At 71.2% G+C, this 18,799-nt stretch carries 27 protein-coding genes; 1 reads left to right on the forward strand and 26 read right to left on the reverse strand.

Features of this window, described 5'->3' with window-relative positions; translation table 11 throughout:
* Nucleotides 1-179: 179 nt before the first annotated feature.
* From ABZV78_RS12410 to ABZV78_RS12425, 4 genes are all read right to left on the reverse strand, one after another.
* Nucleotides 180-1,142, reverse strand: coding sequence for an aldo/keto reductase (locus ABZV78_RS12410; protein ID WP_355637982.1), 963 nt, complete (start codon nt 1,140-1,142; stop codon nt 180-182).
* A 156-nt stretch (nt 1,143-1,298) separates the two neighbouring features.
* On the reverse strand, nt 1,299-2,096 hold the full coding sequence (locus ABZV78_RS12415; protein WP_355637984.1) for a nucleotidyltransferase domain-containing protein: 798 nt from the start codon (nt 2,094-2,096) through the stop codon (nt 1,299-1,301).
* Nucleotides 2,093-3,772, reverse strand: coding sequence for an ATP-binding cassette domain-containing protein (locus tag ABZV78_RS12420; RefSeq protein ID WP_355637986.1), 1,680 nt, complete (start codon nt 3,770-3,772; stop codon nt 2,093-2,095). Before ABZV78_RS12420 ends, ABZV78_RS12415 begins: the two co-directional genes overlap by 4 nt.
* A 40-nt stretch (nt 3,773-3,812) precedes the next feature.
* Nucleotides 3,813-4,418, reverse strand: a complete 606-nt coding sequence (locus tag ABZV78_RS12425; protein ID WP_355638055.1) for a methyltransferase — start codon at nt 4,416-4,418, stop codon at nt 3,813-3,815.
* Between the two features lie 126 nt (nt 4,419-4,544).
* On the opposite strand from ABZV78_RS12425, the gene ABZV78_RS12430 reads away from it, so the two are divergent.
* Nucleotides 4,545-5,732 carry a hypothetical protein gene (locus tag ABZV78_RS12430; RefSeq protein ID WP_355637988.1) on the forward strand — a complete coding sequence of 396 codons (1,188 nt, stop codon included), beginning with the start codon at nt 4,545-4,547 and terminating at the stop codon, nt 5,730-5,732.
* 55 nt (nt 5,733-5,787) lie between these two features.
* Here the strand turns inward: ABZV78_RS12430 and truA are convergent, their stop codons facing one another.
* From truA to rplN, 22 genes are all read right to left on the reverse strand, one after another.
* A complete protein-coding gene (gene truA / locus ABZV78_RS12435) occupies nt 5,788-6,621 on the reverse strand; it encodes a tRNA pseudouridine(38-40) synthase TruA (protein WP_355637990.1) in 834 nt (277 codons plus the stop codon).
* A gap of 71 nt (nt 6,622-6,692) precedes the next feature.
* Nucleotides 6,693-7,256: a 50S ribosomal protein L17 gene (gene rplQ / locus ABZV78_RS12440; protein WP_355637992.1), complete on the reverse strand. Its 564-nt coding sequence runs from the start codon at nt 7,254-7,256 to the stop codon at nt 6,693-6,695.
* 34 nt (nt 7,257-7,290) lie between these two features.
* Complete coding sequence (locus ABZV78_RS12445; RefSeq protein WP_007073009.1) at nt 7,291-8,313, reverse strand: DNA-directed RNA polymerase subunit alpha; 1,023 nt, start codon at nt 8,311-8,313, stop codon at nt 7,291-7,293.
* Nucleotides 8,314-8,409: 96 nt separating this feature from the next.
* Nucleotides 8,410-9,036 carry a 30S ribosomal protein S4 gene (gene rpsD / locus ABZV78_RS12450; protein ID WP_148430064.1) on the reverse strand — a complete coding sequence of 209 codons (627 nt, stop codon included), beginning with the start codon at nt 9,034-9,036 and terminating at the stop codon, nt 8,410-8,412.
* A gap of 13 nt (nt 9,037-9,049) precedes the next feature.
* Entirely contained in the window at nt 9,050-9,457 is a 408-nt protein-coding gene (gene rpsK / locus ABZV78_RS12455) for a 30S ribosomal protein S11 (RefSeq protein WP_076466649.1), read from the reverse strand.
* 18 nt (nt 9,458-9,475) lie between these two features.
* On the reverse strand, nt 9,476-9,856 hold the full coding sequence (gene rpsM / locus ABZV78_RS12460) for a 30S ribosomal protein S13 (protein WP_091262776.1): 381 nt from the start codon (nt 9,854-9,856) through the stop codon (nt 9,476-9,478).
* A 264-nt stretch (nt 9,857-10,120) separates the two neighbouring features.
* Nucleotides 10,121-10,237, reverse strand: a complete 117-nt coding sequence (rpmJ, locus tag ABZV78_RS12465; protein WP_091262778.1) for a 50S ribosomal protein L36 — start codon at nt 10,235-10,237, stop codon at nt 10,121-10,123.
* Nucleotides 10,238-10,330: 93 nt separating this feature from the next.
* On the reverse strand, nt 10,331-10,552 hold the full coding sequence (gene infA, locus ABZV78_RS12470) for a translation initiation factor IF-1 (RefSeq protein ID WP_007073013.1): 222 nt from the start codon (nt 10,550-10,552) through the stop codon (nt 10,331-10,333).
* 274 nt (nt 10,553-10,826) lie between these two features.
* Nucleotides 10,827-11,330 carry a DUF1707 domain-containing protein gene (locus tag ABZV78_RS12475; protein ID WP_355637994.1) on the reverse strand — a complete coding sequence of 168 codons (504 nt, stop codon included), beginning with the start codon at nt 11,328-11,330 and terminating at the stop codon, nt 10,827-10,829.
* Between the two features lie 142 nt (nt 11,331-11,472).
* Nucleotides 11,473-12,324 carry a type I methionyl aminopeptidase gene (gene map, locus ABZV78_RS12480; RefSeq protein WP_355637996.1) on the reverse strand — a complete coding sequence of 284 codons (852 nt, stop codon included), beginning with the start codon at nt 12,322-12,324 and terminating at the stop codon, nt 11,473-11,475.
* Nucleotides 12,325-12,414: 90 nt separating this feature from the next.
* On the reverse strand, nt 12,415-13,068 hold the full coding sequence (locus ABZV78_RS12485; RefSeq protein WP_151463666.1) for an adenylate kinase: 654 nt from the start codon (nt 13,066-13,068) through the stop codon (nt 12,415-12,417).
* Nucleotides 13,069-14,394, reverse strand: coding sequence for a preprotein translocase subunit SecY (gene secY / locus ABZV78_RS12490; protein ID WP_355637998.1), 1,326 nt, complete (start codon nt 14,392-14,394; stop codon nt 13,069-13,071).
* Between the two features lie 235 nt (nt 14,395-14,629).
* On the reverse strand, nt 14,630-15,073 hold the full coding sequence (gene rplO, locus ABZV78_RS12495) for a 50S ribosomal protein L15 (protein ID WP_355638000.1): 444 nt from the start codon (nt 15,071-15,073) through the stop codon (nt 14,630-14,632).
* Complete coding sequence (gene rpmD, locus ABZV78_RS12500) at nt 15,073-15,255, reverse strand: 50S ribosomal protein L30 (RefSeq protein ID WP_013473693.1); 183 nt, start codon at nt 15,253-15,255, stop codon at nt 15,073-15,075. The genes rplO and rpmD overlap by 1 nt, the downstream gene beginning before the upstream one ends.
* Nucleotides 15,255-15,869, reverse strand: a complete 615-nt coding sequence (gene rpsE, locus ABZV78_RS12505; RefSeq protein ID WP_091262790.1) for a 30S ribosomal protein S5 — start codon at nt 15,867-15,869, stop codon at nt 15,255-15,257. Before rpsE ends, rpmD begins: the two co-directional genes overlap by 1 nt.
* Nucleotides 15,870-15,902: 33 nt before the next feature.
* Nucleotides 15,903-16,292 carry a 50S ribosomal protein L18 gene (gene rplR, locus ABZV78_RS12510; RefSeq protein WP_355347936.1) on the reverse strand — a complete coding sequence of 130 codons (390 nt, stop codon included), beginning with the start codon at nt 16,290-16,292 and terminating at the stop codon, nt 15,903-15,905.
* Entirely contained in the window at nt 16,289-16,831 is a 543-nt protein-coding gene (gene rplF / locus ABZV78_RS12515; RefSeq protein ID WP_091262793.1) for a 50S ribosomal protein L6, read from the reverse strand. Before rplF ends, rplR begins: the two co-directional genes overlap by 4 nt.
* Before the next feature lie 16 nt (nt 16,832-16,847).
* Nucleotides 16,848-17,255: a 30S ribosomal protein S8 gene (gene rpsH, locus ABZV78_RS12520; RefSeq protein ID WP_148430080.1), complete on the reverse strand. Its 408-nt coding sequence runs from the start codon at nt 17,253-17,255 to the stop codon at nt 16,848-16,850.
* A gap of 96 nt (nt 17,256-17,351) precedes the next feature.
* Nucleotides 17,352-17,537, reverse strand: a complete 186-nt coding sequence (locus tag ABZV78_RS12525; RefSeq protein ID WP_007073023.1) for a type Z 30S ribosomal protein S14 — start codon at nt 17,535-17,537, stop codon at nt 17,352-17,354.
* A 1-nt stretch (nt 17,538) separates the two neighbouring features.
* Nucleotides 17,539-18,108 (reverse strand): 50S ribosomal protein L5, encoded by a 570-nt coding sequence (gene rplE / locus ABZV78_RS12530; protein ID WP_091262796.1) that lies wholly within the window; start codon nt 18,106-18,108, stop codon nt 17,539-17,541.
* Nucleotides 18,108-18,428: a 50S ribosomal protein L24 gene (rplX, locus tag ABZV78_RS12535; protein WP_007465276.1), complete on the reverse strand. Its 321-nt coding sequence runs from the start codon at nt 18,426-18,428 to the stop codon at nt 18,108-18,110. The genes rplE and rplX overlap by 1 nt, the downstream gene beginning before the upstream one ends.
* Nucleotides 18,425-18,793: a 50S ribosomal protein L14 gene (rplN, locus tag ABZV78_RS12540; RefSeq protein WP_007073026.1), complete on the reverse strand. Its 369-nt coding sequence runs from the start codon at nt 18,791-18,793 to the stop codon at nt 18,425-18,427. Before rplN ends, rplX begins: the two co-directional genes overlap by 4 nt.
* Between the last annotated feature and the right edge of the window lie 6 nt (nt 18,794-18,799).

Consider the following 18,799-nt stretch of genomic DNA (forward strand, 5'->3'; position numbering starts at 1 on the left):
GCCAGCGGCTACTGGCGGTCAAGCTCCTGATCAGGCCAAACGTCTCCCGCCGGGCCGGCGCCGGCAGCAGCAGACGGACAAGTCCCGCCAAAGGCGCGAAGCCAGTCAGAGGAAGGGTCACGTCCACTGCTGCCGACCATCAGCCCATCACCCGCGGACCGACCAGGCCAGCCTCACAGTCAGAGGAGGGCGTCGAGGGTGTCGAGGTCCTCGTCGGTGGGCTGCCAGGTGCCCGCCTCGGCGTTGGCGCGTACCTGCTCGGGGGTGGTGGCGCCGGCGATCACCGAGGTCACGGCCGGTCGGGCGGCGAGCCCGCCGATGGCCACCTGGAGCATGCTGACCCCGCGCTCGGCCGCGTACGCCTCGATCGTCTCGATGGTGTCCCAGTCCGCGGCGGCCAGGCGCTCGGCGTAGCGTCCGCCGCCCGAGAGCCGGCTGCCGGCGGGCGGGGCCTCGTCGCGCTTGTACTTGCCGGTGAGCAGGCCGTTGGCCAGGGGGAAGAACGGCAGCATGCCCAGGCCGAACCGCTCGCACGCGGGGATCACCTCGGCCTCCACGCTCCGCTCCAGCAGCGAGTAGTGGTTCTGCGCGGAGATGAAGCGGGTGCGGCCCTGGGAGGAGGCGGTCCAGTCGGCGTCGGCGATCTGCCAGCCGGCGAAGTTCGAGTTGCCGAGGTAGCGCACCTTGCCGGCGGTCACCAGGTCGTCGAGCGCGGCGAGGGTCTCGTCGATCGGGGTGCCCGGGTCGGGCTCGTGCATCTGGTACAGGTCGATGTGGTCGGTGTCGAGGCGACGCAGCGACGCCTCGACCGCCCGGGCGATGTAGCGGCGGGCGCCCCGGGCGCCGTGGTCCGGCCCGTTGAGGCCGTGCATGTCCATGCCGAACTTGGTGGCGACCACCACGTCGTCCCGGCGGCCCTTGAGCGCCTGCCCGAGCAGTTCCTCGGAGCCGCCCTGCGGCTCACCGTAGATGTCGGCGGTGTCGAAGAAGTTGATCCCGGCGTCGAGCGCGGCGTCCACTACCGCGCGGGTGCCGTCGAGGTCCAGCTTGCGGCCGAAGTTGTTGCAGCCGATGCCGACGACGGACACCACGAGCCCGGAGTCGCCCAGCCGGCGGTAGGTCATCTCAGTCACGAGATCCACCCTATGCCGCTCGCCGCCGGGCCACCGGTCGAGCCCGTGGGCCGACCGCCGCCGCGGCCGAGTCGTCCACGACATCAACCTCGTAGCGGCCGCGACACCGGGCCGCCGCCCGTCACGCCACGCCGCCCGGCCGACGCGTCGCCGGCCGTCGGCCGGTCAGCCGAGCACCTCGGCCACCAGCCGCCGGGCGTCGGCCAGGGTCCGCGCCAACTCCTGCGGGGTACGCCCCACCCCGCCGAGCAGCGCCTGCGCCCGCGGCGCGAAGTCCGGTGGCGTGCCCGGCAGCCGCCCGGCCGAGGCGATCATGCCCTTCTCGTTGACCAGCCAGCACCCGGCCCGGCCGTGCAGCGCCTGGACCAGCACCCCGACCGCGCGGAACAGGCAGCCGGCCACGTACCCGGCGTCGCCGGCCGCCGCGCCCTTGGCCGCCCCGTCGAGCAGGAAGCCCGCCTCCCAGCCGCCGGCCACCAGGGCCTCCCCCAGCGCGGGCGGGTACGCCTGCGTCTGCGCCCGCAGCGCGGTCAGCTCCCCGGTCGGGTCGCCGAGCACCCGGCCCAGCGCCACCTCACCGGCGTACGCGTGGGAGTAGAAGCCGAGCGGGTGCCCGGCCTGCGCCCCGACGGTGTAGCGGCCGGCCCGGCACTCCGCCCAGACGGCGTGCACCCGGTCCAGGTCCCGGTAGATCCAGTCCACCGGCACCCCGCCGACGCGCAGCCAGCCGCCGCCGTCCACCCAGGGTCCCCAGCCGCCCGGCGCGGTGAGCGCCACCTCGCCGTCGGCGACCGAGGCGGCAAGCGCCCGCAGGGCTGCCACGTCCAGCGCGCCCCGGTAGTAGAGGCCCACGTCCCAGTCCGAGTCCGGCCGGTGCTCGCCCCGGGCCCGGCTGCCGCCGAGCGCCACCGCGACCACGCCGCCGACCGCGCAGAGCCGGTCGACCAGCGCGGCGTCGATCACCGCACGTCCCAGACCGGCTCCGGGGTCTCCACCACCTCGCCGTCGCCCCCGAACAGCACGAACCGGTCGAAGGAGCGGGTGAACCACCGGTCGTGGGTGACCGCGACGACCGTCCCCGCGAACGCGGCCAGCCCCGCTTCGAGGGCCTCGGCGGAGGCCAGGTCGAGGTTGTCGGTCGGCTCGTCGAGCAGCAGCAGGGTCGCCCCGGACAGCTCCAGCAGCAGCACCAGGAAGCGCGCCTGCTGGCCGCCGGAGAGGGTGCCGAAACGCTGGTCGCCCTGCCCGGCCAGCTCGTACCGGGACAGCGCCGCCATGGCCGCGTGCCGGTCCATGCCGGCCCGGTGCTCGTCACCCCGCCACAGGATGTCGACCAGCGTCTTCGCCATCAGCTCCGGCCGGTCGTGGGTCTGCGAGAAGTGGCCGGGCCGGACCCGGGCGCCGAGGCGCACCTGGCCGTCGTGCGCGACGGGGGCCAGCGCCGCCGCGCCGTCGACCGGGGTGTTGGCCGGGTCGGGGTCGGTGCCGCCGCGGGCGAGCAGCCGCAGGAAATGCGACTTGCCGGTCCCGTTCGCGCCGAGCACCGCGACCCGGTCGCCGTACCAGAGTTCCAGGTCGAACGGGTAGGTGAGGCCGTCCAGTTCGAGCTGCTCGGCGACCACCGCGCGCTTGCCGGTCCGCCCGCCGGTCAGCCGCATCCGAATGTCCTGCTCCTTCGGGGGTACGGGCGGCGGCCCGGCCTCCTCGAACTTGCGCAACCGGGTCTGCGCGGCCTGGTAGCGGGAGGCCATCCCGTCGTTGTAGGCGGCCTTCTGCTTGTACATCAGCATCAGCTCGCGCAGCTTCTGGTGCTCCTCGTCCCAGCGCCGGCGCAGCTCGTCGAGGCGGGCGTGCCGGGCCACCCGCGCCTCGTGCCAACTGGCGAAGCCGCCCGGGTGCACCCAGGCGCTGCCGCCCTCGACGGCGACCACCCGGTCGGCGGTCTGGGCCAGCAGCTCCCGGTCGTGCGAGACGTAGAGCACCGACTTGCCGGACTCGCGCAGCCGGGCCTCCAGCCAGCGCTTGCCGGGCACGTCGAGGAAGTTGTCCGGCTCGTCGAGGAGGAGTACCTCGTCCGGGCCGCGGAGCAGCAGTTCCAGCGCGAACCGCTTCTGCTGGCCGCCGGAGAGGGTCCGCACCGGGCGCTCCCGGGCGGTGTCCCAGGGCAGGTCGAGAACGATGGTGGCGACGGTGTCGAAGAGCACCTCGGCGTCGTACCCGCCTACCTCGCCCCAGGCGGCCAGCGCGTCCGCGTACGCGAGCTGGGCCTTGCCGGCGGCGCTGCTGTACTTGCCGCGGACCTCGGCGGTGCGCATGGCCGCCTCGGTCTCGGCGAGGCGGTGGCCGGCGTCGCGCAGCGCGGGCGGGGCGAGCGACAGCGCCAGGTCGGCGAGGGTCGACTCATCCCCGATCATGCCGATGAACTGGCGCATCACGCCGAGCCCGCCGGCTCGGGCGACGGCGCCGGTCTTCACCGGCAGGTCACCGGCGACCATGCGCAGCAGCGTGGTCTTGCCGGCGCCGTTGGGACCGACGAGCGCCACCTTGGCGCCCTCACCGACCCGTAACGACACCTCGGCGAAGAGTTCCCGGCCGTCCGGGAGGATGTGCCCGACCCCTGCCACGTCCACGTATCCCACGCGGGCATCCTGCCCGAGGGGCGGGCGGGGCGACACCCGATTACCGGGTGACCCGGAGCACCCGGAAGCCCTTCTGGCTGGCGTGCCGCTCGACCTGCCAGCCCTGCTCGACCAGCCAGCGGTGCAGCGAGTCGCCGCCGAGGTGCCGCGCGACGACCAGCCAGGCCACCCCGTCCGGGGCGAGCCGGGGCAGCCAGCGCAGCAGCAGCTCGTGCAGCTCCGCCTTGCCGATGTGGATCGGCGGGTTGGACCAGATCTCGGCGAAGGCGAGGTCGGCGGGCACGTCGTCCGGCGCGGCCACCCGGACCCGGTCGGCGGCGCCGACCCGGGCGGCGTTGGCGGCGGTGAGGTCGCGGGCCCGCTGGTTGACGTCGACCGCCCAGACGGTGGCGGCCGGCGCGCTGCTGGCCAGTACGCAGGTGATCGGCCCGAAGCCGCAGCCCACGTCGAGCAGCGGGCCGGTGGCGTCGTGCGCCGGCAGTTCGGCCTTGCGCAGCAGCACCGCGGTGCCGGGGTCGAGCCGGGCGGCGGAGAAGACGCCGCTGGACGAGGCGAGGGTGTAGTCGCGCCCGGCGACGGAGAACTCGACCTCGCGCGGCTGGGCGGGGGTCGTGGGTTCAGCGGTGAAGTAGTGGTCGCCGGTCACGACGGGCATTGTCGCACCGCCCGGGAACGGCACCGGCGACGGTGGGCGGGGCAGGACACGACGCCACTCCGCCAGAATTTCCCGATATTACCCCCGAAAGGGACAATGGCCCCTAGTGTAGCCAACATGGTGTATCGGTACGAGTCCGATGAGGACGCCTTCCTGGAGTACCCGAGGCCCGGTTCGGACCCGTCCGTGCCCGGCACCGCGGCGGCTCCGCCGGCGGGTCCCTCGCCGTCCCGCTTCCCCACCCCGTCGCTGCCTCCGCCGGTCCGGCCCACCCGACCGGCCGCCGACGCCGCCCGGGCGCCGGCCCCACCGCCTCCGGCGCCCGCGCCGGCGCCCAGCCGGCCCGCCCCGCCCCGGGAGCCCGCTCCCGTGCCGCAGCCCACGCCCGCGGTGCCCCCGCCGGCGCCACCGGTGCCGCAGCCGACGCCGGCCGCCGCGCCCCGGCCGGCGACGTCGACCCCGCCGGACCCCGTCGTCCGGACCACCGATCCGCTGGACCTGTCCCGGCCCCGCCGGGCCGAACGGCGGCGCGGCGGCCGCGCCTGGCAGGTGCTGATCGGCGGCGCCGCCGTGCTGATGCTGCTCGCCCTCACCGGGCTGGCCGTCGCCGCCCTGCTGGAGGACCGGACCGCCACGCCGCAGGCCGGCCAGCAGAGCAGCCCGCCGGTGACGGCGCAGTCCGCCGCGGCCGACGGGACCGACCTGGACTCCCGGGACACCGACCAGGCGGCGCTCACCGCCAAGGAGGTCTTCCCCGGCCAGCAACTGGTGGTGGCCGACGGACAGCCGGCGTACCGGGTGCTCAAGACGCATTCCAGCGGCAGTTGCGCGGTCGCGGCCACCGGCGAGATCGCCGACCTGCTGGTCCGCCTCGGCTGCAACCAGGTGGTCCGGGCCACCCTCCGCTCCTCCGACGGCGACCACCTGTTCACCGCCGGCCTGTTCAACCTGACCGACGTGGCCAGCGCCCAGCGGGCGCGCGACCGGATCCGGACCATGCTGGACGAACGGCAGGGCCGGTTCCGCGGCATGGCGGCGAGCGAGGACACCGAGGTGGTGGCCACGGCCGCCGCCCGGGTCGGCTGGCAGGTCCGCGGCCACTACCTCGCCTACTGCGTGGTCACCCGGGCCGACGGGGAGCGGATCAGCTCCGACGACACCAAGGCGCGGGACATCCTGTACGACATGATCGAGGTCTACCTGAACCGGAGCGTGCTGGAGCGCCGGGCCAACGGCGGGGTGGCCAGCCAGCCCACCGACGGCCCGACCGACCGCACCGCCGGCCAGGACGGCACCGGCAACTGAGCCCGGCCACCACGGCCCGTCGTCCCCGTCCGGGGCGGCGGGCCGTTCGGTGTGCTCAGCCCTCGGCGACCGGCACCCGGAGGCGGCGGGTGAGGTCGGCGCGGCGGGCGTACTCGGCGGGGTCGGCCGGGTAGCCGACCTCGACCAGGGTCAGCCCGTGCGCGGGCGCCACGGTCACCTCACTGGAGCGTTCCCGGCGGCTCAGCAGGCCGGCCGGCCACTCGACCGGCCGGCGACCGTCCCCGGCGACCAGCATGGCGCCGACCAGGCTGCGCACCATGTTCTGGCAGAACGCGTCGGCCTGCACCGTCGCGACCAGGATCCCGTCCGGGTCGCGCCGCCAGTCCAGCCGAGTCACCTCGCGCAGCGTGGTGGCGTTCTCCTTGCGCCGGCAGTACGCGGCGAAGTCGTGCTCCCCCACCAGGCCGGCCGCGGCGGCGTTCAGCGCCGCCAGGTCCAGCGGCTTCGGCCAGGCCAGGGTGTCGGTGCGGCGCAGTGGCTCGGCGCCCCACGGCGCGTCGGTCACCCGGTACTCGTATCGGCGGAAGGTGGCCGAGAAGCGGGCGTCGAAGTCGGCCGGCACCTCGGTCATGGCACGGACCCGCACGTCGGGCGGGAGCAGCCGGGCCAGCCGGCGCAGCAGCCTCCCGTCGTGCTGCCGCCACACCTCGGCCGGCAGGTCGAGGTGGCAGACCTGCCCGGTGGCGTGCACGCCGGCGTCGGTGCGGCCGGCCACGGTCAGCCCGGTCGCGGTGCCCGCGCCGAGGACCAGGTCCAGCGTCTCCAGGAGAACCCCGGCGACCGTGCGCCGGGTGGGCTGGACGGCCCAGCCGGAGAAGTCCGTGCCGTCGTACGAGACGTCCAGCCGCAGCCGGGTCCGCTCGTCCACCTCGTACCTCCTCATGCCGTCGGGCCCGGCACCCCGCGCGGGGGTACCGGGCCCGACGATGCGGCCTCTGCTCAGGCCTTGTCGTTCTCGGCGGCCTCGTCGCTGTCCTCGCGGGCGGCGTCGGTGTCACCGGAGGCCGAGACCGGAGCGTCGGCGTCCTGGTCGGCGGCCTCGCTGGACTTGGGGGCCTCCTCGGCCGGGGCCAGGGCCTCGACCTTGTCCTGCTGGGCGGCCTTGCGGGCGGCGGTCTTCTTGTTCGCCTTCGGCTCGGCGACCTGAAGCTCCTCCACCAGCTCGATGATCGCCATCGGAGCGGCGTCACCCTTGCGCGGGCCGGTCTTCACGATCCGGGTGTAGCCACCGTTGCGGTTGGCGTACCGGGGCGCGATCTGGTCGAACAGGGCGTAGACCACGTCCTTGTCCTTGACGACGCCCGCCACCCGACGCCGCGAGGCGAGGTCGCCGCGCTTGGCCTTGGTGATGAGCTGCTCGGCCAGCGGACGCAGCCGCCGGGCCTTCGTCTCGGTGGTCTGGATCTTGCCGTGCTGGAACAGCGCGGTGGCCAGGTTGGCCAGCATCAGCCGCTCGTGCGCGGGGCTGCCGCCGAGGCGGGGGCCCTTGGTGGGCGTGGGCATGCTTGGTGCTCCTCAGGTGTGGCGGCAGCGCGGACTAGAGCTGCTCGGTCTCGCGGTAGTCGTCGGTGTCGTAGTCGGCCTCGCCGAAGGCGTCCACGACGTGCGCCGGGTCGAAGTTCGGAGCCGAGTCCTTCAGCCCCAGGCCCATCCCGGCGAGCTTCATCTTGACCTCGTCGATCGACTTCTGACCGAAGTTGCGGATGTCGAGGAGGTCGGCCTCGGTACGCCCGATCAGCTCACCAACGGAGTTGATGCCCTCGCGCTTGAGGCAGTTGTAGGAGCGGACGGTGAGGTCCAGCTCCTCGATCGGCAGAGCCAGGTCGGCCGCCAGCTGGGCGTCCTGCGGGGACGGCCCGATGTCGATGCCCTCGGCGGTCTCGTCCAGCTCCCGGGCCAGCCCGAACAGCTCCACCAGCGTCGAGCCGGCCGAGGCCAGCGCGGTACGCGGGCCCATCGACGGCTTGGTCTCGACGTCGATGATCAGCCGGTCGAAGTCGGTCCGCTGCTCGACACGGGTCGCCTCGACGCGGTAGGTCACCTTGAGCACCGGCGAGTAGATCGAGTCGACCGGGATCCGGCCGATCTCCGCACCCGCCTGCTTGTTCTGCGCCGCCGTGACGTAGCCACGACCCCGCTCGACGGTCAGCTCCATGTCGAGCCGGCCCTTGCCGTTCAGGGTGGCGAGCTTCAGGTCCGGGTTGTGCACCGAGACACCGGCCGGAGGCTGGATGTCACCGGCGGTCACGTCGCCCGGGCCCTGCTTGCGCAGGTACATGCTGACCGGCTCGTCGTGCTCGGAGCTGACGCAGAGCTCCTTGATGTTCATGACGAGCTCGACCACGTCCTCCTTGACACCGGGGATGGTGGTGAACTCGTGCAGGACACCGTCGATCTTGATCGAGGTGACCGCCGCACCCGGGATGGACGACAGCAGCGTGCGCCGCAGCGAGTTGCCCAGGGTGTAGCCGAAGCCGGGCTCCAGCGGCTCGATGGTGAACCGGGAGCGGGTCTCGTTGATCGACTCTTCGGAGAGAGACGGTCGCTGGCTGATGAGCATCTTTTCTCTTCTCTTCCGGGGCGCCCGCTATATGACGCCCACGACACAAACTGTTCCGGTGGCCCGCCCCGGAGGGCGGGCCACCGCAACGAGCCCTTACTTGGAGTAGAGCTCGACGATCAGCTGCTCCTGGACCTGGGTGTCGATCACCTGGCGGGCCGGGAGCGAGTGCACGAGGATCTTCATCTGGCTGGGGATGGCCTCGAGCCACGCCGGAACGGTCTTGGAGCCGGCCTCGGCCTGCGCGACGATGAACGGGGTGAGCTCCTTGCTCTTGCCCCGGACCTCGATGATGTCGTGCTCCTTGACGCGGTACGACGGGATGTCGACCTTCTTGCCGTTCACCGTGAAGTGACCGTGCTTGACCAGCTGGCGGGCCATGTCCCGGGACTTGGCGTAGCCGGCCCGGTAGACCACGTTGTCCAGCCGCGACTCGAGGATCTGCAGGAGGACCTCACCGGTCTTGGCCTGCTTGCCCACGGCCTCCTCGTAGTAACCGCGGAACTGCTTCTCCAGCACGCCGTAGACACGGCGGGCCTTCTGCTTCTCACGGAGCTGGAGCAGGTACTCCGTCTCCTTGGTGCGGCCGCGGCCGTGCTGCCCGGGCGGGAACGGCCGGGACTCGAACGGGCACTTCGGGCCATCGCACTTGCTGCCCTTGAGGAACAGCTTCATCTTCTCCCGCCGGCAACGGCGGCAGTCAGCACCGGTGTAACGAGCCATCTCTCTCTACCTCTCAGACCCGACGACGCTTCGGCGGACGGCACCCGTTGTGGGGCTGCGGGGTGACGTCGGAGATCTGCCCGACCTCCAGCCCGACGGCCTGCAGCGAACGGATGGCGGTCTCCCGGCCGGAGCCGGGGCCCTTGACGAACACGTCGACCTTGCGCATGCCGTGATCCATGGCCCGGCGCGCGGCGGCCTCGGCGGCCAGCTGCGCGGCGAACGGGGTCGACTTGCGCGAGCCCTTGAAGCCCACCTGGCCCGCGGAGGCCCAGGAGATGACCGCACCGGTCGGGTCCGTGATGGACACGATGGTGTTGTTGAAGGTGCTCTTGATGTGCGCCTGCCCGTGGGCGACGTTCTTGCGTTCCTTGCGCCGGACCTTCTTGACGGCGGCTCCGGCACGAGCCTTCGGTGGCATAAGTCTGTGCGCTCCTAGTTACTTCTTGCCGGGCTTCTTCTTGCCGGCCACGGTCCGCTTCGGGCCCTTGCGGGTCCGCGCGTTGGTCTTGGTCCGCTGGCCACGGACGGGCAGGCCCCGGCGGTGCCGGATGCCCGCGTAGCAGCCGATCTCGACCTTGCGGCGGATGTCAGCGGCGACCTCGCGGCGAAGGTCACCTTCAACCTGGTAGTTGGCCTCGATGTGGTCGCGGAGCTGCACGAGCTCCTCGTCCGTGAGGTCCCGAGCGCGCTTGTCCGGCGAGATGCCGGTGGCGGCGAGCGTCTCCAGGGCGCGGGTGCGACCGACCCCGAAGATGTAGGTGAGCGCGATCTCCATCCGCTTGTCGCGGGGGAGGTCCACGCCGACTAGACGTGCCATGTGCGGGCGTACTCCTCGTGATGTTGTGGCGGAGGTGTGGACCCGTCCCACCCCGCTACCGACCGTCCCTGTCCTTCCGGCGCGATCAGCGCCGGCGACCGGGATCGGTCGCTGCCCGAGCGGGCCCCGGCCTCCGACCGGGGGTCAACCACGAGGGGGTACGCGCTGCGTACCGCTCGCGGCTGGGACGAGCTGGTGATGTGTGTGCCGGATCTGCCACCCGGGCCGGTTCCGCCGCCGCTCGTCACGGTCGGCGGGAACGACTCAGCCCTGGCGCTGCTTGTGACGCGGGTCGGTGGAGCAAATGATCATGACCCGGCCGTGCCGCCGGATCACCCGGCAGTTGTTGCAGATCCTCTTGACGCTCGGCTTGACCTTCACGGTTGCCTTACTTCCCATCTGGCCCGGAGACGCGACGATGCGCGACCCGGACGTCGAAGACGGACACGGGGACGTTCCCGGCCGTCGTCAGGCTTACTTGTAGCGGTAGACGATGCGCCCGCGGGTCAGGTCGTACGGCGAGAGTTCGACGACGACCCGGTCCTCCGGCAGGATGCGGATGTAGTGCTGCCGCATCTTGCCGCTGATGTGAGCCAGCACCTTGTGGCCGTTCGCGAGCTCCACCCGGAACATGGCGTTCGGCAGGGGCTCGATGACCCGACCCTCGATCTCGATGGCTCCGTCTTTTTTCGGCATGTCCTCCGCTGTCCTGACGTCGGTTACTCCGGACGGCCCACAACGTCTTACACGGGCTCCGGCGAGATTCACCGAGCCCGAGCCAGCCGCGGCTCCGAGTCCCACCGAAGCGCAGGGTGGGCATGCCGGAGTGGACGCTGTGCGCCGATCAGAAAGTGTACGCCCGCCTGCGCGCCGTCGCCAAACCGACCACCCCGTCGGTCACCTCGACGGAGGAAATTCACCGAGCCCCGCCCGCCGGCTGTGGCGCTGGCCACAGGCGGTCGTCGGCGGGTCAGCGGCGCCGGCGACCGTCCCGCCGGGCCCGGCCCCGCCGCTCGGCCGGGTGCCACCCCTGGCCGTGGCCGCTCACGGTGCGCATCAGCAGGAAGAAGCCCCACGGCCCGATCGCCCAGACCGGCCAGTAGTGCCCGAGGTGCCCGGAGCCGACCGAGGCGAACAACCAGATCGCGGTGAGAATCCCGGCGACCCGCAGCCACGGCGACCAGATCGCGAGCAGCGAGCCGGTGCCGTGCCCGCTCTCCGCGACCGTCCCGCCGGCGCCGGTCGCCGTGGGCGGCGCCGCCGGGGCCACCGCGGCGTGTTGCGCGGGCGTCGTCCTGGGCAGGTCGGCCACCACCTCGTCCAGGTCGGCGTAGGTCTTCGCCCCGTATGCGCGGCCCAGCCGCTCGTCGTACTCGTGCAGGTTGAGCCGGCCCTCCTCCAGGGCCGCCCGGAGCCGCTCCGCCGTGGCCTCGCGGTCGGCGTCGGCCGCCCGCATCCCGCTCCGCCCGTCCATGACGGCAAGCATGCCACCGGCGTGCCACCGCCCGGTAACCCCAGTCCGCGGACCGCAGGCGGGGACAAGCGGTCGCAGGGCGTTCAGCCGGGCGGAAACCGCCTGATTCGTGCGAGGAGCACCGAGACCGGGACGGACCGGATCAGACCGCCGGAGAGTCCGCCGCCTGGCGGGCGGTGACCAGGTCGCCGAGCCGGGCCCGGCCGCCGTCCTCGGCGGTCAGCACCCAGACGCCGTCGTCCAGCAGCGCCATCGAGTGCTCGACGTGCACCGCCATCGACCGGTCGCGGGTCACCACGGTCCAGCCGTCGGACAGCTCCACGGTGCGCGGATTGCCCATGGTGATCATCGGCTCGATGGCCAGCGCCAGGCCCGGCACGAGCCGCGGGCCCTTGCCGGGGCGCCCGTGGTTGAGCACGTGCGGGTCCTGGTGCATCTCGGTGCCGATGCCGTGCCCGCCGTAGCCGTCGACGATGCCGTACCGGCCGCCCTGGCGGACCGCGGTCTCCACCGCGTGGGAGATGTCGGTGAGCCGGCCCTTGCCGCTGGCCGCGCCACGCGCCGCGGCCGCGATGCCGGCCCACATGGCGTCCTCGGCGACCGCGGCCATCTTCAGCAGGGCCGGGTCGACCTCGCCCACGCCGACCGTGATGGCCGCGTCGCCGTGCCAGCCGTTGAGCACCGCCCCGCAGTCGATCGAGATCAGGTCGCCCTCGCGGAGCACCTGGGTCGACGACGGGATGGCGTGCACCACCTGCTCGTTGACCGAGGAGCAGATCGACGCCGGGAAGCCGTGGTAGCCCTTGAACGACGGGATCGCGCCGGCCTCGCGGATGGTGGCCTCGGCGATCGCGTCGAGGTCGGCGGTGGTCACGCCGGGGGCGACCGCCTCCCGCATCCGGCGCAGCGCGCGGGCGACCACCAGACCGGCGGCCCGCATGAGCTCGATCTGCTCGGGGGTCTTCAGCTGGATGTCCAGCTGGGGACGACGCATGGAGGCGTTTACCTTTCGTTGCGCGGAACAGCGGGGCACGTCGCACGTACCCCGCTGTTCGCACTCTATCCGCCGGAGTTCGGCGGGACGTCAGCCGCCGTACGAGCGGAGGGCGTCGATGGCGCGGACGGTGACGTCCTCCACCGGCCCGGTCGCGTCGATGCCGACGAGCTTGCCCTGGGCGCCGTAGTAGTCGACCAGCGGCGCGGTCTTCTCGGCGTATTCCCGCAGCCGGGCCGCGATGGTCTCCGGCTTGTCGTCGTCCCGCTGGAACAGCTCGGCGCCGCAGCGGTCGCAGACGCCCTCGCGCGTGGTGGCGTCGAACTCGACGTGCCAGATCTTGCCGCAGCCCCGGCAGGTACGCCGGCCGGAGAGCCGCCGGATCACCTCGTCGTCGTCGACGACCAGCTCCAGCACCAGGTCCAGCGCGGTGCCCAGGTCGGCGAGGAGCTTGTCCAGCGCGGCGGCCTGCGGCGTGGTGCGCGGGAAGCCGTCGAGGAGGAAGCCCTCGCCGGCGTCCGGCTCGGCGAGCCGGTCCCGCACCATGTTGATCGTGACCTCGTCCGGGACCAGCTTGCCGGCGTCCATGTACCGCTTGGCCTCGACTCCCAGGGGCGTGCCCTGGGAGACGTTGGCCCGGAAGATGTCACCGGTCGAGATCTTCGGCACCGACAGGTGCGCGGCGATGAACTCCGCCTGCGTGCCCTTGCCCGCGCCCGGCGGGCCAACCAGAACGAGTCGCATCTACCGCAGGAACCCTTCGTAGTTCCGCTGCATGAGTTGGCTCTCGATCTGCTTCACGGTCTCCAGACCGACGCCGACCATGATGAGCACAGCGGTGCCGCCGAACGGGAAGTTCTGGAACTGCTGGTTGTCCAGCCAGATGAAGAAGAAGTTCGGCAGGACCGCGACGACGCCCAGGTAGAGCGCACCCGGCAGGGTGATCCGGCTGAGGATGAAGTCGAGGTACTCGGCGGTCGGCTTGCCGGGGCGGATGCCCGGCACGAAGCCGCCGTACTTCTTCATGTTGTCCGCGACCTCGGTCGGGTTGAACGTGATCGACACGTAGAAGTAGGTGAAGAAGATGATCAGCAGGAAGTAGATCGCGATGTGCTCCGGCGCGCTCGCCTTCACGATGTGGTTCTGGATCCAGGCCTGGGTCTTCCCCGGGTTGTTCTGGTCGAAGAACTGGAGGGCGAGCTGCGGCAGGTAGAGCAGCGACGAGGCGAAGATGACCGGGATGACGCCGGCCTGGTTCACCTTGAGCGGGATGTAGGTGGAGGTGCCGCCGTACATCCGCCGGCCGATCATGCGCTTGGCGTACTGCACCGGGATGCGGCGCTGGGCCTGCTCGATGAAGGTGACTGCGGTGATGACCAGCAGGACCAGGGCGATGACGAGGAGGAACATCCCCCAGCCCTTGGTGGTCTTGATCTTCCAGCCCTCGCTGGGGAGCCGGGCCGCGATCGAGGTGAAGATCAGCACGGACATGCCGTTGCCGACGCCCCGGTCGGTGATCAGCTCACCGAGCCACATCACCATGCCGGTGCCGGCGGTCATCGTCATGACCAGGATGGTCAGCGTCAGCCAGTCCGGGATGCCGGTGCCCCGCGGGACGATCGGGAACTGGTCGCACTGGTTGTTGAAGAGCTGGCCCGAGCGGGCCAGCGCCACGAACGCCGAGGACTGGAGGATGCCCAGGCCCAGCGTCAGGTAGCGGGTGTACTGGGTGATCTTCGCCTGGCCGGCCTGGCCCTCCTTGCGGAGCTGCTCCAGGCGCGGGATGACCACGGTGAGCAGCTGCAGGATGATCGACGCGGTGATGTAGGGCATGATGCCCAGCGCGAAGACCGAGAGCTGGAGCAGGGCGCCACCGGAGAAGAGGTCCAGCAGGTTCAGCACGCCGGTGCTGCCCTGGATGGTGTCGAGGCACTTCTGGACGTTGCCGTACGAGACACCCGGGCTGGGCAGCGTGGCGCCCAGCCGGTAGACCGCGATGATGCCTACTGTGAACAGCAGCTTCTTGCGCAGGTCAGGCGTACGGAACGCACTGAGAAAGGCGGACAGCAACTTCTTCCTCCTGCGCGACGCGGGCCGCCGGTCATGATCCCTGGCGGAGCGGGGTGGGTGCCGGGCGGACCGCCCGATATCCATAGCTGGGAAGGGACTCTAACAGCCCGCTCCCGGTCCGGGCAGATGTGCCCGGCTACATAAAACGAATCCGATGTTACCCGGCGCACATTCGCCAGGTAGAGCACGGCGCCCGCCCAGTTGCGGACAACTGAGCGGGCGCCACGAACGTGCCTTACAGCTCGGTGACCGAGCCGCCGGCCGCGGTGATCTTCTCCTTGGCCGACGCGCTGAACGCCTGCGCCGACACCTGGAGAGCCACGCCGCCGAGGTCGCCGGTGCCGAGCACCTTGACCGGGTGGCCCTTGCGGACCGCGCCGGCCTCGACCAGCTCGGCCGGGCCGACCTGGCCGCCGTTCGGGAAGAGCTCGGCGAGCCGGTCCAGGTTGACCACCTGGAAGACGACCTTGAACTTGTTCTTGAAGCCCTTGAGCTTCGGCAGGCGCATGTGGATGGGCATCTGCCCACCCTCGAACGCCGGCGAGATGTTCTTCCGGGCCTTGGAACCCTTGGTACCGCGACCGGCGGTCTTGCCCTTCGAGCCCTCACCGCGACCCACGCGGGTCTTGTCGGTCTTGGCCCCCGGCGCCGGGCGCAGGTGGTGCACCTTGATCGTCATTACTCGACCTCCTCGACCTTCACGAGGTGGTTGACCGTGAAGATCATGCCCCGGATCTCCGGCCGGTCCTCCTTGACCACCACGTCGTTGATCCGCTTGAGACCGAGCGAACGCAGCGAGTCACGCTGGTTCTTCTTGGTCCCGATCTCGGACCGGACCTGGGTGACCTTCAGGCGTGCCATCAGGACGCCACCCCCGCCCGCGACGCCAGCATGGCGGCCGGCGCGACGTCCTCGACCGGCAGACCACGACGGGCCGCGACCTGCTCGGGCGACTCGAGCGCCTTCAGGGCCGCCACCGTGGCGTGCACGATGTTGATGGGGTTGGACGAGCCGAGGCTCTTGGAGAGCACGTCGTGGATGCCCGCGCACTCCAGCACGGCACGCACCGGACCGCCGGCGATGACACCCGTACCGGCCGAGGCCGGCTTGAGCAGCACCACACCGGCCGCGTCCTCGCCCTGCACCGGGTGCGGGATCGACTGGCCGATCCGCGGCACCTTGAAGAAGTGCTTCTTGGCCTCCTCGACACCCTTGGCGATCGCCGCGGGCACCTCCTTGGCCTTTCCGTAGCCCACACCGACGGTGCCGTCGCCGTCGCCCACGATCACCAGGGCGGTGAAGCTGAAGCGACGACCACCCTTCACGACCTTGGCGACGCGGTTGATCGCGACGACCCGCTCGAGGTGCGGGGTCTTCTCGACGGGCGCGTTTCCGCGGCCGCCCTCACGGCGGTTGTCGCGGCGACCACCCTCGTTGCCACCGGACCCGCCGCCACGGCGCTGTTGACCTGGCATCAGCAGCCTTCCTTCTCTCTCGTGACGGGGTTTCTAGAACTCGAGCCCGGCTTCGCGGGCGGCGTCGGCAAGCGCGGCGACCCGCCCCGCGTACCGGTTGCCACCGCGGTCGAAGACGACCTTCGAGACGCCGGCGGCCTTGGCCCGCTCGGCGAGCAGGGCGCCGACCTTGCCGGCCAGGGCGCTCTTGTCACCCTCGGCGCCGCGCAGCGAGGCGTCCATGGTCGAGGCCGACGCCAGGGTGTGACCCTTGGTGTCGTCGACGACCTGGGCGACGATGTGCCGCAGGGAGCGGGTGACGACCAGGCGGGGACGCTCGGTGGTGCCGCTGACGTTCTTGCGGACCCGGAAGTGCCGGCGCGCACGCCCGACGGCCCGCTTGGCGGCGACGCCGCGGCGGCGCTTGAGCAGCGTGGCGCTCACTTCTTACCTGCCTTTCCAGCCTTGCGGCGGATGACCTCGCCCTGGTACTTCACGCCCTTGCCCTTGTAGGGCTCCGGCGGGCGGATCTTCCGGATGTTGGCGGCGACCTCGCCGACCTGCTGCTTGTCGATGCCGGCCACGTGGAACAGGGTCGGCCGCTCCACCGTGAAGGTGATGCCCTCCGGGGCCGGAACCAGCACCGGGTGCGAGAACCCGAGCGCGAACTCGAGGTCCTTGCCCTTGGCGGTCACGCGGTAACCGGTACCGGCGATCTCGAGGCTCTTGCGGTAGCCCTCGGTCACGCCGACGATCATGTTGGCCACCAGCGTACGGCTCAGGCCGTGCAGCTCCTTGGCCTTGCGCTCGTCGTTGGGCCGGTTGACGTGCAGCGCGCCGTCCTCGCCCCGCTCCGCCGTGATCGGCTCGGCCAGTACGTGGCTCAGCTCGCCCTTGGGGCCCTTGACCTTGACGGTCTGGCCGTCGATGGTGATGTCGACGCCGGCTGGCACCGGGATCGACTTACGTCCAATACGCGACATTTCTACCTGTCTCCCGTTACCAGACGAAGGCGAGGACTTCCCCGCCAACGCTCCGCTTGCGGGCCTGCCGGTCGGTGAGCAGCCCCTGGGACGTCGAAATGATCGCCACGCCCAGCCCGCCGAGCACCCGCGGGAGCCCGTCCGACTTGGCGTACACCCGGAGACCGGGCTTGGACACGCGCTTGATGCCGGCCAGGCTCCGCTCCCGGTTCTGGCCGTACTTCAGCTCGACGACCAGTCGCTTGCCGACGGCGCCCTCCTCGGGCTCCTCGACCGACCAGGCGGCGACATAACCCTCGGCCTTGAGGACCTCGGCGATGTTCGCCTTGATCTTCGAGTAGGGCATCGTCACCCGGTCGTGGTACGCCTGGTTGGCGTTACGCAGACGCGTGAGCATGTCTGCGATCGGGTCGGTCATCGTCATGAAATTCGTCAACCTTTCTCGCCGGGGTTCCCCGGGCCAGGCCCGGGGCCTACGGCGAAGAGACAGTTCAGCTGACGCGCGAAGCGCGCCGGGCTATTACCAGGAAGCCTTGGACACGCCGGGCAGCTCACCGCGGTGGGCCATCTCCCGGATGCACACCCGGCAGAGACCGAACTTGCGGTAGACCGCCTTCGGACGCCCGCACCGCTGGCAGCGGGTGTACGCGCGAACCGAGAACTTCGGCTTCGCGGCCGCCTTGAGGATCAGCGCCTTCTTGGCCATCTCAGTTCTCCTTGAACGGGAAGCCCAGGAGCTTGAGCAGCGCCCGGCCCTCGTCGTCGGTCGTGGCGGTCGTGACCACCGTGATGTCCATGCCCCGCTGGCGATCGATCTTGTCCTGGTCGATCTCGTGGAACACCGACTGCTCGGTCAGACCGAACGTGTAGTTGCCGTGGCCGTCGAGCTTGCGCCCGTCCAGGCCGCGGAAGTCACGGATACGCGGCAGCGCGATCGAGAGCAGCCGGTCCAGGAACTCCCACATCCGGTCGCCCCGGAGGGTGACCTTCGCGCCGATCGGCATGCCCTCGCGGAGCTTGAACTGCGCGATGGACTTGGTCGCCCGCCGCACCAGCGGCTTCTGGCCGGTGATCGTGGCCAGGTCGCGGACGGCGCCGTCGATCAGCTTGGCGTCGCGAGCAGCCTCGCCGACGCCCATGTTGACGACGATCTTGACCAGCCCGGGCACCTGCATGGGGTTGCCGTAGTTGTACTGCTCCTGCAGCTTCGCCACGACCTCGTTGCGGTACCGCTCCTTGAGGCGCGGCAGGGTCTTGGTTTCGGTAGCCGTGGTCATCAGAGGTCCTTACCGGTGCTACGCGCGATGCGGACCTTCTGGCCGTTGTCGTCGATCCGGTAACCGACGCGGGTCGGCTTGCCGTCGGAGTCCAGGACCTGCACGTTCGAGACGTGGATCGGGGCCTCCTGGGTGACGATGCCACCGGTCTTGGCGCCACGCTGGGTGGTGCTGATGCGAGTGTGCTTCTTGACCCGGTTCACGCCCTCGACCAGGACCTTGTCCTGCCGCGGGTAGGCCGCGATGACCTTGCCCTTGGCACCCTTGTCCTTGCCGGCGATGACGACGACCGTGTCGCCCTTCTTGACCTTCACGGTCACAACACCTCCGGCGCGAGAGAGATGATCTTCATGAACCGCTTGTCCCGCAGCTCCCGGCCCACCGGGCCGAAGATGCGGGTACCGCGCGGGTCCCCACCGTCCTTGATGATGACGGCGGCGTTCTCGTCGAAGCGGATGTACGAGCCGTCCGGCCGCCGCTTCTCCTTGGCGGTGCGAACGACGACGGCCTTGACGACGTCGCCCTTCTTCACACCGGCACCGGGGATCGCGTCCTTGACCGTGGCCACGATGACGTCGCCGATGCTCGCGTAGCGCCGACCGGAGCCACCGAGAACCCGGATGCACAGGATCTCCCGGGCACCCGTGTTGTCGGCGACGCGCAGTCGCGACTCCTGCTGAATCACGTCTAT

Source organism: Micromonospora sp. NPDC004540 (assembly GCF_040610095.1).
Classification (GTDB): Bacteria; Actinomycetota; Actinomycetes; order Mycobacteriales; family Micromonosporaceae; genus Micromonospora.